We start from the raw sequence: 15,952 nt of genomic DNA on the forward strand, positions 1-15,952 counted from the left end.
TTATGCTTTTAAAGTAGGATATAATTGAGTTGAATCACGGTCTGGTTGTAGTTGTTCAGACTTTCTAAATAGGCCAGTTTAATGTCGTACGCCTGTTGCAAAATCTGTATGTATTCAAAGAAGTTGACCTCGCCATTTTTATAACTGGTAATTGCTGTTTTTTCCAGTTCGCTCGCCAGAGCGTTTCCTTCAGAATCATAATAATTGAGTTGTTCTGCGTAGGTATTAAGCGCACTTCTAAGTTGAGTTACGCGCGATTGTAACTGAATTTTATAATTCGCCGCTTCTTGACTTGCCGCTTCTGCAGCGATTTTTGCTGTTTTAATTCGGCTGGAAGCCCCGGAAAAAAACAACGGAATCTTAACGCCAAACTGATACCCGATCAAATTCTGATCAAGACCGTCGTTTGAACCTTGAAAGTAATTCACCGTAAGATCTGGCAATAACTCCTGTGCACTGAATTTACGTTGGGCTTCAGCCAGATCAATTTGATAATCGTAATACGTATTTGCGACCTCTAAATTTTCCTGACTTACAGATGGCACTAAGCGTTCTATTGGATCAGGCGTGATCTGCAGCGTATCTACCTGAACCAACTGCGTAAGCAGTTTTTGTGCCGCCAGTAATTCTTCTTGAACTTGTTTGCGCAGCGTTTCAATTTCTTTTTGTTTGGCTTGCGCCGAAATTTTCTCGAGATAATTGCTTTCTCCAAGCTCAAACCTGCGCTTTGCCGCGTAGGCAAAATTTTGATAGATGCTGTCCAGATTTTGGTACAGCTGAAGCTTTTCATTCACATATTGCAAACTATAATAGGCATTGGCCAAACTTTGCTCCAGTTGCATTTTGCTCAGTTCTGCCCGACTTGAAGCCACAGCATAAGTAGCCTTATTCACTTTTGCCTGTGCAAAATATACTGTGGGAAAAGAAAAGGTCTGACTCACCCCAAAAACATCAATCGGTCTGTTGTTTGTTGCGAGGTTGTTCTCGTCATAATGATAGTACACTTCGGTCTTATCAAAGCTAAATGCACTACCTATAGCCGCATTGGCTTCATCACTACGCAAGTTGGCCGCTTTGATCCCGGCGTTATTCTCATAAGCCAATTCACGCACTTGCTCAAAACCAGAAACCTCCTGCGCCTGTGCCACTCCGCCTGCTAAGAGCAGCAGTAGCAAGACAGAAACCCCTTTATTAAAGCCTTTAGCAGGTTTGCTCGTATCTTTTAAATCTTTATCAAACCAAGACACCAGGACCGGTAAAACCACCAAAGTCAATAAGGTCGCAGAAATTAAACCGCCAATGACTACGGTAGCCAGTGGGCGCTGTACTTCTGCCCCGGCATTTGTAGATACTGCCATAGGTAAAAAGCCTAAAGCTGCAGCAGTAGCAGTAAGTAACACGGCACGCAAACGATCTGTAGCACCTTTGGTTATGAGTTCGTTCCTGTCAATCATCCCCTGTTTCTTTAATTCTTTAAAATGTTCAAGCATCACAATACCGTTGAGTACGGCGATACCAAAAAGCGCTATAAAACCTACACCGGCAGAAATACTAAACGGCATCCCGCGTAACCACAATAAGAAGATTCCGCCCACAGCAGAAAGCGGAATAGCAGTAAAGATCAACAAGGCTTCTTTTACCGATTTAAAAGCGAAGTACAACATCATAAAAATCAAGAGCAATGCTACCGGCACTGCGATCTTTAAACGTGCAGTGGCACTTTGCAGGTTTTCAAATTGACCACCATAATCAATCGTATAGCCTGTTGGTAGTTTTACATTTTTACTTACGATTGCCTGAATCTCATCAACCACAGACTGCAGATCCCGATTACGCACATTCACTCCCACAACAATGCGTCGCTGGGTCTGATCTCTTGATATCTTTGCGGCTCCTTGCGTATACTCGATTGCTGCCAGTTCGCTTAGACGTACCTTGGCACCCGTAGGCGTGTCTACATACAGGTTTTTAAGGTTGTCAATATCCTTACGCTGATCCTGATCTAAGCGCACCACCAGATCAAAACGCTTTTCTCCTTCAAAAATATTTCCCACACTTTGTCCTGAGAAGCCCATTTTGATCAGGTCATTAAGGTCTGAAATATTAAGGCCATAACGGGCGATTTTCTTTCGGTTAAAACGCACACTCATTTGTGGGAGTCCGGTAACTTTTTCTACTGAAATATCAGCCGCACCTTCTACATTCTGAATTAGATCACGTATTTCATTTCCTTTTTTATTGAGAATCTCGAGATCTTCGCCAAAGATTTTAATAGCGATATCTGCCCGTACTCCCGTAATGAGCTCGTTAAAACGCATTTCTATAGGCTGGGTAAATTCGATTTCCATTCCCGGAATCACACTCAAAGCTTCTTTAAATTGAGCTGCGAGTTCATCTTTAGTTTCAGCAGAAACCCACTCGCTTTTATCTTTTAAAGTAATGATAACGTCACTATCTTCCATAGACATCGGATCGGTAGGAACCTCAGCAGCGCCAATTCGGCTTACCACTTGTTTTACTTCAGGAAAATTGTCTAACAGGATTTTTTCAATCTGTGTAGTGCGTTCAATCGTTCCGCTTAGCGAAGTACCGGTCTTCAAAATAGGCTGAATCACAAAATCTCCTTCATCAAGCTGTGGGACAAATTCGCCTCCCATCGTCGTAAAAAGATAAACTGCAGCTACTAAAAGCGCCACCGAAACACCAATAATCAACCTACGCGCACCAAGCGCCCAATGAATGACACGCTCATACTTTCCCTTTAAATAATTGACCAATCGCACGGAAATATTTCGATCTGAAGGGGTTTCTGCCTTTAAGAATACCGAAGCTGCCACAGGAACGTAGGTAAAACAGAGCAGCATTGCACCAATAACCGCAAAGCTGAAAACCAATGCCATCGGGATAAACATTTTTCCCTCAACACCGCTTAACGAGAGAATAGGAATAAAAACAATGAGAATGATCAACTGTCCAAATACAGCAGAATTCATCATCGTTGATGCCGCATCTTGGGTGATCTCATCTTTTAACGCACGTGTTTCTGACTTGCTTAGAGCTCCAATGGCATCCTGCCGCTGAGACATTTTATACGCCACAAACTCAACAATGATCACTGCACCGTCAATGATGATCCCAAAATCAATAGCTCCCAAGCTCAATAGGTTGGCATCTACATCAAAAATATTCATCATTCCCAAGGCAAAAAGCAAACACAAGGGTATCACCGAAGCGACAACCAAACCGCTGCGCCAATTACCTAAAAGAAGCACCACCACAAAAATCACAATAAGAAAGCCTAGAATTAGGTTTTCACTAATGGTAAAGGTGGTTTTTACGATGAGTTCGCTGCGGTCCAAAAAAGCATTGATATACACACCTTCTGGCAGCGTACTGCTTATTTCTTCAACACGCTCTTTTACCGCTTCAATAACCTTATTGGTGTTGGCATCCTTAAGCATCATCACCTGCCCCAGCACTTTTTCTCCCTGACCGTTTCCTGTAATTGCACCAAAACGCGTTGCGTGACCAAAACCTACATTTGCTACATCTTTAATGTAAACGGGGATCCCGTTGTGATTGGCTACTACCATCTGCTCGATATCTTCGAGAGAGGTCGCGAGTCCTTCACCACGAATGAAATAAGACTGGTTGCTTTTTTCAATATATCCACCACCGGCTACACTGTTGTTCTTTTCTAGCGCTGCAAAAACTTCTGAAGCAGCAATATTCATCGCATGAAGCTTTTGTGTATTAAGTGCGACTTCATATTGCTTTAAATAACCACCCCAAGAATTGATCTCGACCACTCCGGGAATCCCTGAAAGTTGCCGTTTTACGATCCAATCCTGAATCGTTCTCAGCTCTGTGGCCGAATACCTCTCTTCATAGCCCGGTTTTACATCAAGAACATATTGATAGATCTCACCAAGTCCCGTGGTAATAGGTCCCATTTGCGGCGTACCGAAACTCGCCGGGATTTGTTCTGAGGCCGATTTGATTTTTTCGGCTAATAATTGTCGGGGAAGATAAGTTCCCATAGCATCTTCAAAAACCACAGTAACTACCGAAAGACCAAATTTTGATACCGAACGTATTTCTTTAACTCCCGGTAAATTGGCCATTTCGAGTTCTACAGGATAGGTGATAAACTGTTCCATATCAACTGTAGAAAGATTTTCTGAAGTAGTAATTACTTGCACTTGATTGTTAGTAATATCAGGTACAGCTCCTACTGAAATTTGGGTTAGCGAAAACAGTCCAAAAACAATGATCGCAATAGTAAACAACAGGATGATTAACTTATTCCTGATGCTAAAGTTTATGATAGCATTAAGCATGATAAAAAGGTAAAACGTGAAAACTAAGAATAGCTTCCTCAGAATAGAGGAACTAGGCTAATGTGAAACCTGATAATACCAGGTTCTAGAAATGTTTACGCGTTTTTAGGCGGCTGAAAAATAGAAGAGGCTACCGCAAATGAATAAAAATCGCGATAGTCAAAAGAAGCAGTAGTTTGATCTACAGGAACACTCTTAGGTTCTGGAATCAATTCTACCGAATTAAAATAAGCAATAGCTGTGTGCACGCAAGAGTGCTGATGCTCAAAAGGTAGTTTCTCGTGATCTTCACGCTCCTCTTGATGCTCGATATTATGCTGTTGTTTGAGTTCGCCGTAATGCTTGTTTAAAAAACTGTAAACATCATCGCCAAACTTTACCTGATGATACTCATAATGATCGAGTAAATCTTCTATATGCAAAAAGTCACCAAAACTTATCTTGAAGCTTTGGCCAAGAAGCATAATAGAGAGAATACAGATTAACAACTTTGACATCGCCACAAAGTTAATCAAGAAGTGTAAAAAAGTTTCGGGTCAAGCGATTTTTAGAATCAAATTAAATAGATGACAATCTCTATGCGACTATAAGCGTATTCTATCTTTTAAGGGTAAAATGTGATTTGAACGTTGCCGGCACCTCTTCAAAGGTATATTCCACACGAAACCAATAGTCATCAGAAGGCATTTTTTCTCCTCTGTAAGTGCCATCCCAACCCGGACCTTGTGGAGACAAGCTTTTTAACAACTTACCAAAACGGTTAAATATGAATATTTGCGCTTCAGGATAATCTTCTAGGGAAGTGATGTTCCATGTATCGTGATAACCGTCATTGTTGGGAGTGAAATATTTTGGGAAGTTTATTACCTGCACTTCTACGGTAGTTGCACCACAGGTTCCATTGATCCCTCGTACGGTGATAAGATGCGTTCCCGGAGTTACATCTACAAACCGAGGCGTATTTTGAAAAGCTTGATCATCTAACCGATATTCATACTCACCAAAACCAGCAGCAACCGTCACGTCTATAGCCGAAACATTTTCAAAAGGCTGCGATACCTGAACATCAAGAAGCGGCTGTGCCGACTCTAATACTTCAACCGTCGTGGGATTGTAATTACACGCTGCGCCAACTTCAGGGTTTAGTTTTTCGGTAGAAACTGTGTAGATGCCTGCTTCTTCTGCCGTAAATGTTGCTCCTTGCCCTACCAATTGTTCATTTAAAAACCAACTCACTAAAAATTCTGAAGGATCAAGACCTGAATTTAAAATCACGGGATTTTCTACAGCTCCGGTTTCCGCATTGCGACAAATGGTTCCACCTTCTACGGTAAAATTTAATAGCGGGTATACGGTTACCTCAAAAACATCTTCGTCAAAACAATTAGGATTATCTGTAGCTTCAGCATATTTATAAATCGTGTAGGTGCCGGGTAATAATTCGTAATCAGCCGGATCAATTGGCGATTGTTTATCAGGTCCAAAATAATAGCCTTGATTAAAATTGGTTTGTGATAAATTGGGAAGAATGTAACTGCCACACTGCTCAACATCAGGCTCTGGAACCAAAACAGGAGTTTCTGAAATGGTGACGGTAAAACTACTTTCGTCTTCACAGAAAAAACGAGTTCCGTTGCGCGCATAAATAAAAACCTCCTGCGTCGTGGTTAAAACATCTCCGGCATTAAGCTGCGTTCCCTGACCACCAGATTGCGTAAAATAATTACCCTCAGCGAGGGCTGGAAGCGTATAACTATCGCATTGTGCTATATCATCAAAGGTTTCAACCTCAACTCCAAGAATATTTACCGTGAAGGTGTTTTCACTATAACACGCAGTAAAATCATCGTAAGCATTATATACATAAAGCGTTTGTGTAGCTGAAATAACATCCCCGGCAAAAAGCTGCACCCCTTGTCCCATAGGCTCTGAAAAATAGTTACCATTCTCCAGTTCAGGAAGCGTATACGGCTCACAACTATATACAAACGTGAGGTTATCTACCGGAAGTAAAGGTCTGATCTCAACCTCAAATTGAGTCTCATTCTGACAACCACTTACTTGATTGTTTATAAATATGATTTGAGATTCATCAATTACATCACCGGCAAAAAGCTGGGTCCCGCCACGTCCGGTTTCGGTGAAATATTCACCATCGGTTAAGGTTGGTAATGTATACGTCTCACCCTCACACAAGAGTTGATCAGGCAAGGTATCTACCGGCGGGATCGCTATGACGTTGATGTCAAAAAATGCATTGGTCGTACAATTAGATCCCGATGTTGTGTTTACATAATAATAAATACGCTGTGAAGTGGTGAGCACCGTACCTTCGGGAATGAGGCTTCCTCCGCCTGCAGCTTCGGTATAAAAAGCGCCCTCTTCTACAGCAGGAATGGTATAGGATCCACACGCATCAAGGTTTTGAAATTCGGGAACGATAAAAATGCGCCATTCATAGAAGTTGGTACACGTACCATCATCATTAAAAATATAGAGCGTTCTTGTGGTATTGATGACATCTCCTGCATTCAAGGTGCTACCTGAACCATTTGCCCGGGTATTGTAGCTTCCATTAGTTAAAGCAGGTAATGTAAACGAATTACACGCCACTACATCTGCGGGCTGGTCTACCGGAGGAAGCGGATGTATAATAATGTTTACAGGTTCCTCCCGACATACCGAACCACCTTCTTCATAATAAAAATAGATGATTTGACTTGTCGTTAACTCATCTCCGGCATCAAGTCGGGTTCCACCTCCACCGGGACCGCCTGCAGCGGTATAAAATGCTCCAGCCAAAGTCGTCGGAATGATATAGCCTCCGCAAGCCTCTCTATCGCTCAAATCATAATTATCAACAAAAGTTATGCTGAAGGAAGACTGATTGCTACACCCATTAGCATCAGGACCGTTGAATATAAAGAGCACCATATCTTCTGTAATGATATCACCGGGATTATAGCGCGTTCCGGTACCGTTAGCGCCAGAAAAATAGGCTCCGTTTGTTAGTGGCTCCAATTCGTAAGCATTACAGGTGATGACATCAGCAATTTGATCTACAGGAGGTAGATTATTAACCTCTATTACAATGTTTACCGTCTCATAGCACAAATCTTCGTCAGCAAAAGAAACACGAGCAACTAGTGTTTGAGAAGAAGTTTCTGCCGGTACGACATATGGAGAGAACACTTCATTACTCATCGCATCTGCATCTGCTTGACTTTCATAATAGGTAATGTTATACAATGCCGGACTCTGACCGCTTAGAATTTCATTAGTTACTTGGGTTAAATCTACGGCCACATCATTACCAGGTCGCGTACAGGATTGTATCGGGTCTGGAGTTGTTACTTGAATTTCTGGACGCACTTCTAACTGAAAAGAGTAAACCGCGTCACAGGTATTACCAGTATTTAAATTGCGAAGTCTTATAAAAATACGTTGGCCGGTGCTTTGAAAAGCATTCAGTTCACTGGTAGGTATAGGTTGGTCATTTGACAAGTCGGTTGAGCTGGCATAATACACCACTTCAAACTGACTCGCATCCAGGCCTAGCGCTTCAGCATCATTTTCTGTGAGATTAAAGGCTGAAGGATTTCCTTCGTTATAACAGGCAACCAGATCTTGTGGTGCAGTTACTGAAAGTGCATTTACATTAACCTCATCAGTAATTACACAACCATTATTCGAAATCTCCACACGATAAACACCGTTGTTGCTTATAGCTAACGAGTTTGTGGTCTCTCCAACAATTTCACTTCCATTAAAAAACCAGCGATGCGCATATATCGAAGCATCTAAACCGGTAGAAAGTGTGGCAGCGTCACCACTACAAAGAACCAGATCAGGTCCCAGATCTACACTCGTATTAAAGCTACCACCAGCGAGAAAAATAGCAGAATCGTAATTGGTATCGTTAGAATCTCCTATGACGATTCTAATATTGTAAGAAGTTCCCGGAGTCAATGTTGAAGAGGCCGTTAACACCTGCGTATAACCACGCATGTTTATCGTAGACTGTCCATTGGTCACTTCATAAGAATCAAAAAGACCCGGATTTACAGAATTACAACTCGAATTATACTGTGTATCTCTAATATTACGCACAGAGATTTCTTCTCCACTGGGAGTCAGCGCTAAGTTTTGTGAAGTTCCGGTGCTTAAATCGGTGAGAATAAATGCAACGACATCTTGAGAAGCACACTGCCACTCCCCATACTCATTAGAAGCAAAAATAAAGTCAAAACTAAAATTGCTCGAAAGCGGCACAAAGTCGAATTCTAAAAAAGAAGTTTCTTCAATGGTTGCGCTATTTCCTGTTGCGTCATTTATAGCTTGCAAATAAGGATCACCGTTGGTATTGAGTTCGCTGCTCAATTCATCTGTATTTCCCGAGTAAGCGCCTCCGGTCAATTGCGCATTTCCGGTGCGTAATAGCACACCATTTGCTAAGGGGAATGCGCCACCGTTGTTAGAAAATAATCCAGCAGCTTGGGTTGAAGATATTGAAACATTACTGATTTCTGCACACGCATCACCCACTAGGGTACTTACTAATTCTTCAGCAGGTCGCGGACTATCAACACTTACTTGCTGGGCGTTTATGTGCAAATAGGAGAAAATCAAAGCTAAGACAAGTAGGTATTGCTTGCTCATTAGAAAGGGGCATTTAATCGTTTAAAGACAAAAACCTAACGATGAGTTTCTACTAAAATTATGGGGCGAAGCAAAAACTAACGTTAAAATAAATTGCCCTCAAAACTACCTTTTAAAAAACTGAATTTCAAAATATTAACAACAAATAAAGAACCCTTTGCGTTTTTACGGGCAAAGGGTTCTTTATTTGTAAGTTATTTCGGTCAAATTTACAAGCCACGTTCTTTTTGAATGGTTTCATAAGCATCCTGCACATTTCTGAATTTTTCTTCAGCACCGGCGCGATAGGCTTCATCCATATGTTGCAATTTATCTGGATGGTATTTTTTTACCATATCACGATAGGCTTTTTTCACTTCTGCATCAGAAGCTGTTTTTTCGATCTCTAAGATCTTATAAGCACTGTCTGAATTTTTAAAGAACATCGCTTTGAGGCCTTCAAACTCATTACGACTTAATCCTAAATATCCCGCGATTGAAGAAATCTGATTGACCTCGGCCGTAGAAACGTTTCCATCTGCTTGAGCAATGCCAAATAAAAAATGTACAATTTGCAGGCGAACTTCTCTGCGTGTGCGTTGCACCAGATAGGCACAAATACGCTGCGCATTGATCTCCCGTTTCTTCACCACATCGTTAAACGTTCTAAAAGTGGCATTGGCACGTTCTTTACCATAAGCCTGCACAAAATATTGACGTACATAGTCCATCTCCCGCTGACTTACTTGCCCATCGGCTTTAATGACAATAGAGCAAAGCGAAAGTAAATTCAGTTCAAAATCTCCGGGGGTTACCGTCTGTTGACCACCGCCAAAAGGCGAGCGGCTTCTGCCTGAAGCTTGACCGTCACTTTTGTTGAAAAATAAATTATCTATAAGCATGCCTATCACATAGCCTGCCACCGCGCCTAGAAAACCACGGTATGCAAAGCCTATGATGGCTCCTATCCATCGTACCATTTAATTTTTTTTATTCAGTTTTGGTTTATCTACCTGAAGCATATAAACCATCTCGCAGCAAAGCCCGCGAGACCTTTGTTAGAAACAAATTTTAATATATAGTCATCCCGTTAGCTATCGGAACAGGGTAACAGCATCTTTGACAATGCCAAAAAACCCGTGCAAAAATAAAGCCTTTGCTACAGGTAGGTCGCAAATATGACAAATTGTTACTTGATGTAGTGTTGGCTTGCTTAGCTTTTACGACTGTCTTTTAGTATAAAATAAAGGCTGCGCAAGGGATTGGGGCCTTGTGGTGCTCGTTTGCAATGTTGCCCATTGAAAACAGCGACAGCCATAAGCTTACCCATCGGTAAAGGCAGGCTCATGAGATTGCTTGGAAACGAATTTTCGATTTCGAGGCAAGCCTCGGAGTATTCAACCCTTTGGCGGTACCAATAAAAAACGAGATTCAAACGTAGGGTTTACAAAATATGCCCGACTATTATTTTATATCTTTGTAAACCAAAAATTAAAATAGAACTTATGTATCCAGCAGAATTAGTAAAACCTATGCGTGAAGACCTTACTTCTGTAGGTTTCACAGAATTACATACAACAGATGATGTGCAGGCAGCTATGAAAAAAGAAGGTACTACGCTTGTAGTAGTAAATTCGGTTTGTGGTTGTGCAGCTGCAAATGCTAGACCGGGAGCCCGTATGGCTTTACAAAATGCAAAAACTCCAGATAATTTATATACTGTTTTTGCAGGTGTAGACCGCGAAGCAACAGAATTGGCTCGTAATTTTATGGTGCCATTTCCTCCTTCTTCACCATCTATGGCATTGTTTAAAGATGGCGAATTGGTTCACATGTTAGAACGTCACCATATTGAAGGGCGTCCTGCAGAACTTATCGCAGATAATCTTGTAGATGCTTTTAATGAATATTGCTAATAAAAGACCTTTAGCTTTAAAATCCCCGGTTTTAAAAACACGGGGATTTTTTTTTAAATAAGTATCCTAAGTTACCTTGCGTAAGAATTTGAGCTATTACTTTTGTAGGCCTTAAAATCTAAAAACAATGCCTGGTAAAAAACCTCTTTTACATCGCTTTCACGCCTGGCGTTATAAGCATATTTCAAAGACCACATTTATCTATTTTTTAAGTGTGATCACGGGACTTCTTGCCGGTTTGGGAGCTGTTTTGATCAAGAACTTTACTCACGTAATTCAAAACTTGCTTGAGGGTAAACTTGTTGAAAATTACAGGTACGGTTTTTACTTTTTATTCCCTATTGTAGGTCTTGCTCTTACTGTGCTCATTGTAAAATTTGTGATCAGAAATCCGCTAAGTCATGGTGTACCTATGACGCTTAGGGCTATCGCAAAGCGCAAAGGCTTACTACGCAATTATCAAGTTTATGCCTCGTTGATCACCGCACCTATAACCGTAGGTTTTGGAGGTTCGGTGGGATTAGAGAGCCCTACTGTGGTTACCGGTGCAGGAATTAGTTCGTACCTGTCTCGTATATTTCACATGGATCAGGCACATCGTAATTTACTTTTAGGTTGTGCCGCCGCAGGTGCGATGTCGTGTATTTTTAAAGCGCCCATCGCAGCGATCATTTTTGCGGTAGAGGTTTTTAGTCTTGACCTTACCTTACTATCGCTTATGCCGTTACTTTTGGCTTCCCTTTCAGCGATTTTGACTTCTTATTTCTTTTTTGGTTCAGACACCATTTTGCCGTTTGAATTGAAAGATGCTTTTACCATTGCAGATTTCCCGTACTATATGGTACTTGGAGTAGTTGCAGGATTGACTTCGGTATATTTTAGCAAAGCCTATTTTGCAACACAAAAATTTTACAGTAGATGGACTTCAGCAACCACCAGGTTAATCATTGCAGGAGCCTCGCTAGGTGTACTTTTGTTTTTTATTCCGCCGCTTTATGGTGAAGGTTTTGACATTATCAACCAGCTGCTCGAAGGGCATACCATAAGCGCTCTAGGCGAAACTTTTTTCAACGATTATCTCGAGAATATTTGGGTGGTGATCGCACTTTTGGCAGGTTTAGTTTTCTTTAAAGTAATCGCTTCTGCTATCACTTTTGCCGGTGGAGGAATCGGTGGGATTTTTGCTCCTGTTCTATTTATGGGTAGCGTGATGGGAAATTGCATCGCAAAAGTCATCAACAATCTTGGCATCAACGGCGTTCATATTTCAGAAAGTAATTTTACACTTGTAGGTATGACCGGTTTACTCGCCGGAGTACTTCACGCCCCACTAACCGCGATTTTCCTTATTGCTGAAATTACCGGTGGTTACGGACTTTTTATTCCGCTTATGGTTACGGCCGCTATCTCTTACGGAATCAATAAGTACTTCTTATCCTACTCGGTTTACGGGATGGAACTGGCTGTAAAAGGCGAACTCATCACACACGATAAAGATCAGGCTGTGCTTACCTTGCTGAATGTAGATCAGATCATTGAGTCTAATTTTATTCGGGTACGTCCTAATATGACTTTGGGCGAAATGGTAAAATGCGCAGTAGCCAAGTCAACCCGAAACTTGTTCCCTGTGGTGAATGAAGATGATGAGCTCGTAGGCGTAATCACCCTTGATGATATCAGAGAAATTATGTTTGATGCGTCGCTGTACGACACAACAAAAGTGGGGAGTTTAATGCACGCCGCTCCAGAATATATTTACTTAGAATCTGATCCCGCAAAAGAGGTGATGCGCAAGTTTCAAGACAGCGGCGCCTGGAATTTACCGGTGATCAAAGACGGAAAATACCACGGTTTCATTTCAAAATCAAAACTCCTTACCGCGTATAGACGTATGTTAGTGAGTTTTTCTAGAAAATAAAATTATGCGTAACGCAATTATCATACTCTTTTGCCTTCTTTGTCTAAGTCTTGGCTACGGACTGTACCTGAGATATTTCACAGCAGACACGTTAACCGGCGATCGGTTTTTAGGCATCACCATTTTGGCGGTTGCTTTTATCCTGATGCCTATGTTTTTATATCATCGTTGGAAAGACCGAAACGTAAAAGACTATATGCTTGATGAAGATAACATAAGGAGGATGAGAGACTTCAATGAAAGTAAAGATTCACGCAAAAATTCTGAAAATCAATAACTTTTGCTAAAATAAATTTACCTTAAGTTAACTTTCGTGTTGTTTAAACACGTAGCTTTGTATCAATATTAATTTTTTTACAACTTTATAATGAAAGGTACAGTTAAATTTTTCAATGAATCAAAAGGTTACGGATTCATTACTAACGATGACACAGGCAAGGACATCTTTGTACACGCAACCGGTCTTAACGGTGAAGTGTTAGAAGAAGGTGACCAAGTTGAGTACATCGAAGAAGAAGGAAGAAAAGGTATGGTAGCTGCGCAAGTACGCGTACTATAAGACTAAGATATATATAAGTATATTTAAGATTCCAATACCCGCTGCGTTGCAGCGGGTATTTTTTTGTCCTAACCTCAACAGCTTTTTGTACTTTTAAGTTATGCAAAACACCTTAAAAATAGCCGCTATTCAAGCAGATCTGGCTTGGGAAAACCCGGAAGCGAATCGTGCATATTTTGATCAGAAAATCAGTGTAATAAAAAATGTAGATCTTATCGTTCTACCAGAAATGTTTGCTACAGGCTTTAGTATGCATCCAGAAGGAATAGCAGATACCGGTGTGATGGTCGAGTGGATGAAAGCTACAGCGAAAACCACTCAAGCAGCAATCGCCGGAAGTTTGATGATTAAAGAGCAGGATAACTATTACAACCGGTTTTATTTTATCACTCCGGAAGGAACTTGCACTACATACGATAAACGCCACACCTTTACTCTAGCGGGCGAACATAAGGTTTACAAACGCGGTGAGCAGCCCGTGATTGCAACATATAAAGGGTGGAAATTTCTATTACAAGTATGTTACGACTTACGCTTTCCTGTTTTTGCACGAAATACCTCAAATTATGATGTGATGCTCTATGTAGCCAACTGGCCCAAAAAGCGTGTTTTTGCCTGGGATACTTTGCTCAAAGCGCGTGCAATCGAAAATATGAGTTACTGCATTGGCGTAAATCGGGTAGGCATAGATGGCAGCAATTATGAATACAACGGCTACAGTGGTATTTATGACAGTCTCGGGGCCACTTTAGCTTTCGCAGAAGCGGAAGAAAAAACAATTTATGCAACCTTGAGCAAAACTCATCTTGAAGAAACCCGCAACCAACTGAATTTTCTCGCAGATCAAGACAAATTTGAACTGAAGTAAGCACCAACTACACTATTCCTGCGTAAGAATAAAGGTGTGCTTAGGATACCAGCCTGAGCGTAAATCCAATAAATCGGGATAGTATAATACTTCTTCCGGCTGCTTTTGTTCCAGAAAATTCCCGGTGTCGTATTTACCGTTCTCGTTGAGGTCTACAATAACCCGCGCGTAGTATTTTCCGGGCTCGATACGGTTAAACTGAAACAAGGTTTTTCCCGGTTCTCCAATGATCTCACGTTTTACATCGCCTTTTTCGGTTACCAACTGCACAATGTGTTGTACCTCTGCGGCTCCTTGTAACGTAAGGTCGTATTCCCCATAATCGCCATAGGCTTTGGTGGATGCGCTAAAGTTGAGCGTATCATTCTTCGAGTCGTAGAAATCGGTTAGCGCTTCAGGAAGCATTTGTATTTTGTAAGACTCGTTTTCTTCGGTTTCAAAAGTCAGCGATATCTGCAGTTTTTTCGGAAATAAATTCACCTGAAAGGCTTCAACCAGCGTAGAATCTTTACGACTAATCACAATTTTGGAAGTGTCTACCGCCATTACCGGAATCGTAGTATTCAGCATATACGGTTCTTCTAAGATCAAGCTGCTGGACACCGATTGCACTTGTAGTGAGTCGGCCTTTAATGGGCGTCTGCGTACATACATCGTGTCTAGCAATTCCGTGTTTCCGTAAGTTTTAAAAATAAGGGAGTCGGTTTCAACTTGAGGCTTATACCAATACTGTAATGAATCCTGATCTTTTTTTAGCGTTACTAAGCGTTCAAAACCTTCAGGCTTTGCGCTTATCAATTCGATATCTATACTATCTGGATTCCCCGTAAACGGAAACGCTACACGTTGCGCAGCGCCTTGTTTAGGACGACCGGTTTCGGTTTCTAATTGCTCATTAAACAAGCGCAACACAAAAACCGAATCTGTAGGGACATCTATAAAGCCATCGTAAAATGCGATTTTATCTTTATCAGGCTGAAAGGTATAATTATTAGCGTCGTCTTTCAGCGCCACCAACTTATAACGCCCTTCCTTCACGTTAGTCAGTTCAAAAACCACGGTGCTATCTAAGGTATTGGTAATATATCGCGGCACATCTTTATACACGATAGAATCAGAATACGTTGAGTCGGCCTCATACAACATTACCGTCACGTACTCATCTGGTTTTTGCAAAAGCGCATCTCTAATGACTCCGGTTACATTAAGAGAATCTATATAATCACCCGTTGAAAAAACGTATTTAAAAAACTGAAAAGGATTTCCTTCATTATTGTCGGTAACGCTTTCTCCAAAATTGAATTGATAGGTTGTATTGGGGGCAAGTGTATCAGTAATCTGAATATCTATATACCTTGAAGCACTTCCTTGCGGACTCACTTGGGCCTTGGGATCCATTGGTGGAGAAACGATAAGGTTTTTACTCAGATCTTTGAGTTTGATGTATTCATCAAAATAAATCCTGATTTCCTTTCGGTCAAAATTAGTTGTGTAATTGGGTGGATCGGCGCGCACCAAAACCGGTGGCGTTTCATCTTTGGGTCCGCCTGTAGGAGTACCGCGTTTGGCACATTGCACTACAAAAAGCAGTAATATAAAAACAGATACGAGCTGTAAAACCTTTTTTGACATAACAGCGCAAAGTAACGATTATTTTTAAAGATGAGACAGCAGTGTTTTTTGGATAATTCCTAGAAACATTAGCTGGTTTTT

At 41.2% G+C, this 15,952-nt stretch carries 10 protein-coding genes; 5 read left to right on the forward strand and 5 right to left on the reverse strand.

The genetic code is table 11. The features are described 5' to 3' along the window. Window positions 1–8: 8 nt before the first annotated feature. The 4 genes from MED217_RS17380 to MED217_RS17395 form a co-directional block, all read right to left on the reverse strand. Entirely contained in the window at window positions 9–4,340 is a 4,332-nt protein-coding gene (locus tag MED217_RS17380; protein ID WP_040533027.1) for a CusA/CzcA family heavy metal efflux RND transporter, read from the reverse strand. Window positions 4,341–4,435: 95 nt separating this feature from the next. Beyond that, window positions 4,436–4,837, reverse strand: a complete 402-nt coding sequence (locus MED217_RS17385) for a hypothetical protein (RefSeq protein ID WP_009781875.1) — start codon at window positions 4,835–4,837, stop codon at window positions 4,436–4,438. A gap of 100 nt (window positions 4,838–4,937) precedes the next feature. After that, window positions 4,938–8,999, reverse strand: coding sequence for a T9SS type B sorting domain-containing protein (locus MED217_RS17390; protein WP_009781876.1), 4,062 nt, complete (start codon window positions 8,997–8,999; stop codon window positions 4,938–4,940). A gap of 209 nt (window positions 9,000–9,208) precedes the next feature. Beyond that, window positions 9,209–9,958 carry a TerB family tellurite resistance protein gene (locus tag MED217_RS17395; RefSeq protein WP_009781877.1) on the reverse strand — a complete coding sequence of 250 codons (750 nt, stop codon included), beginning with the start codon at window positions 9,956–9,958 and terminating at the stop codon, window positions 9,209–9,211. Between the two features lie 525 nt (window positions 9,959–10,483). On the opposite strand from MED217_RS17395, the gene MED217_RS17400 reads away from it, so the two are divergent. The 5 genes from MED217_RS17400 to MED217_RS17420 all read left to right on the forward strand — a co-directional run bounded on the left by MED217_RS17400 (window position 10,484) and on the right by MED217_RS17420 (window position 14,239). Beyond that, complete coding sequence (locus tag MED217_RS17400; RefSeq protein ID WP_009781878.1) at window positions 10,484–10,894, forward strand: BrxA/BrxB family bacilliredoxin; 411 nt, start codon at window positions 10,484–10,486, stop codon at window positions 10,892–10,894. 127 nt (window positions 10,895–11,021) lie between these two features. Then, the gene (locus tag MED217_RS17405) at window positions 11,022–12,812 is read left to right on the forward strand and encodes a chloride channel protein (protein ID WP_009781879.1); all 1,791 of its coding nucleotides are present in this window, start codon (window positions 11,022–11,024) and stop codon (window positions 12,810–12,812) included. Window positions 12,813–12,816: 4 nt separating this feature from the next. Continuing rightward, on the forward strand, window positions 12,817–13,089 hold the full coding sequence (locus MED217_RS17410; RefSeq protein ID WP_009781880.1) for a hypothetical protein: 273 nt from the start codon (window positions 12,817–12,819) through the stop codon (window positions 13,087–13,089). Window positions 13,090–13,179: 90 nt separating this feature from the next. Beyond that, the gene (locus tag MED217_RS17415; RefSeq protein ID WP_009781881.1) at window positions 13,180–13,371 is read left to right on the forward strand and encodes a cold-shock protein; all 192 of its coding nucleotides are present in this window, start codon (window positions 13,180–13,182) and stop codon (window positions 13,369–13,371) included. Window positions 13,372–13,471: 100 nt separating this feature from the next. After that, a complete protein-coding gene (locus MED217_RS17420; protein WP_009781882.1) occupies window positions 13,472–14,239 on the forward strand; it encodes an amidohydrolase in 768 nt (255 codons plus the stop codon). 12 nt (window positions 14,240–14,251) lie between these two features. On the opposite strand, the gene MED217_RS17425 is transcribed toward MED217_RS17420, so the two are convergent. Next, window positions 14,252–15,871 (reverse strand): Ig-like domain-containing domain, encoded by a 1,620-nt coding sequence (locus MED217_RS17425; protein WP_009781883.1) that lies wholly within the window; start codon window positions 15,869–15,871, stop codon window positions 14,252–14,254. Window positions 15,872–15,952: the final 81 nt, after the last annotated feature.

Origin of the sequence: Leeuwenhoekiella blandensis MED217 (assembly GCF_000152985.1) — a bacterium.
Classification (GTDB): domain Bacteria; phylum Bacteroidota; class Bacteroidia; order Flavobacteriales; family Flavobacteriaceae; genus Leeuwenhoekiella; species Leeuwenhoekiella blandensis.

Bases quoted from the DNA above. Each gene is read 5' to 3' on its own strand.
- MED217_RS17380 (WP_040533027.1), bottom strand. From the start codon at position 4,340: ATGCTTAATGCTATCATAAACTTTAGCATCAGGAATAAGTTAATCATC.
- MED217_RS17385 (WP_009781875.1), bottom strand. From the start codon at position 4,837: ATGTCAAAGTTGTTAATCTGTATTCTCTCTATTATGCTTCTTGGCCAA.
- MED217_RS17390 (WP_009781876.1), bottom strand. From the start codon at position 8,999: ATGAGCAAGCAATACCTACTTGTCTTAGCTTTGATTTTCTCCTATTTG.
- MED217_RS17395 (WP_009781877.1), bottom strand. From the start codon at position 9,958: ATGGTACGATGGATAGGAGCCATCATAGGCTTTGCATACCGTGGTTTT.
- MED217_RS17400 (WP_009781878.1), top strand. From the start codon at position 10,484: ATGTATCCAGCAGAATTAGTAAAACCTATGCGTGAAGACCTTACTTCT.
- MED217_RS17405 (WP_009781879.1), top strand. From the start codon at position 11,022: ATGCCTGGTAAAAAACCTCTTTTACATCGCTTTCACGCCTGGCGTTAT.
- MED217_RS17410 (WP_009781880.1), top strand. From the start codon at position 12,817: ATGCGTAACGCAATTATCATACTCTTTTGCCTTCTTTGTCTAAGTCTT.
- MED217_RS17415 (WP_009781881.1), top strand. From the start codon at position 13,180: ATGAAAGGTACAGTTAAATTTTTCAATGAATCAAAAGGTTACGGATTC.
- MED217_RS17420 (WP_009781882.1), top strand. From the start codon at position 13,472: ATGCAAAACACCTTAAAAATAGCCGCTATTCAAGCAGATCTGGCTTGG.
- MED217_RS17425 (WP_009781883.1), bottom strand. From the start codon at position 15,871: ATGTCAAAAAAGGTTTTACAGCTCGTATCTGTTTTTATATTACTGCTT.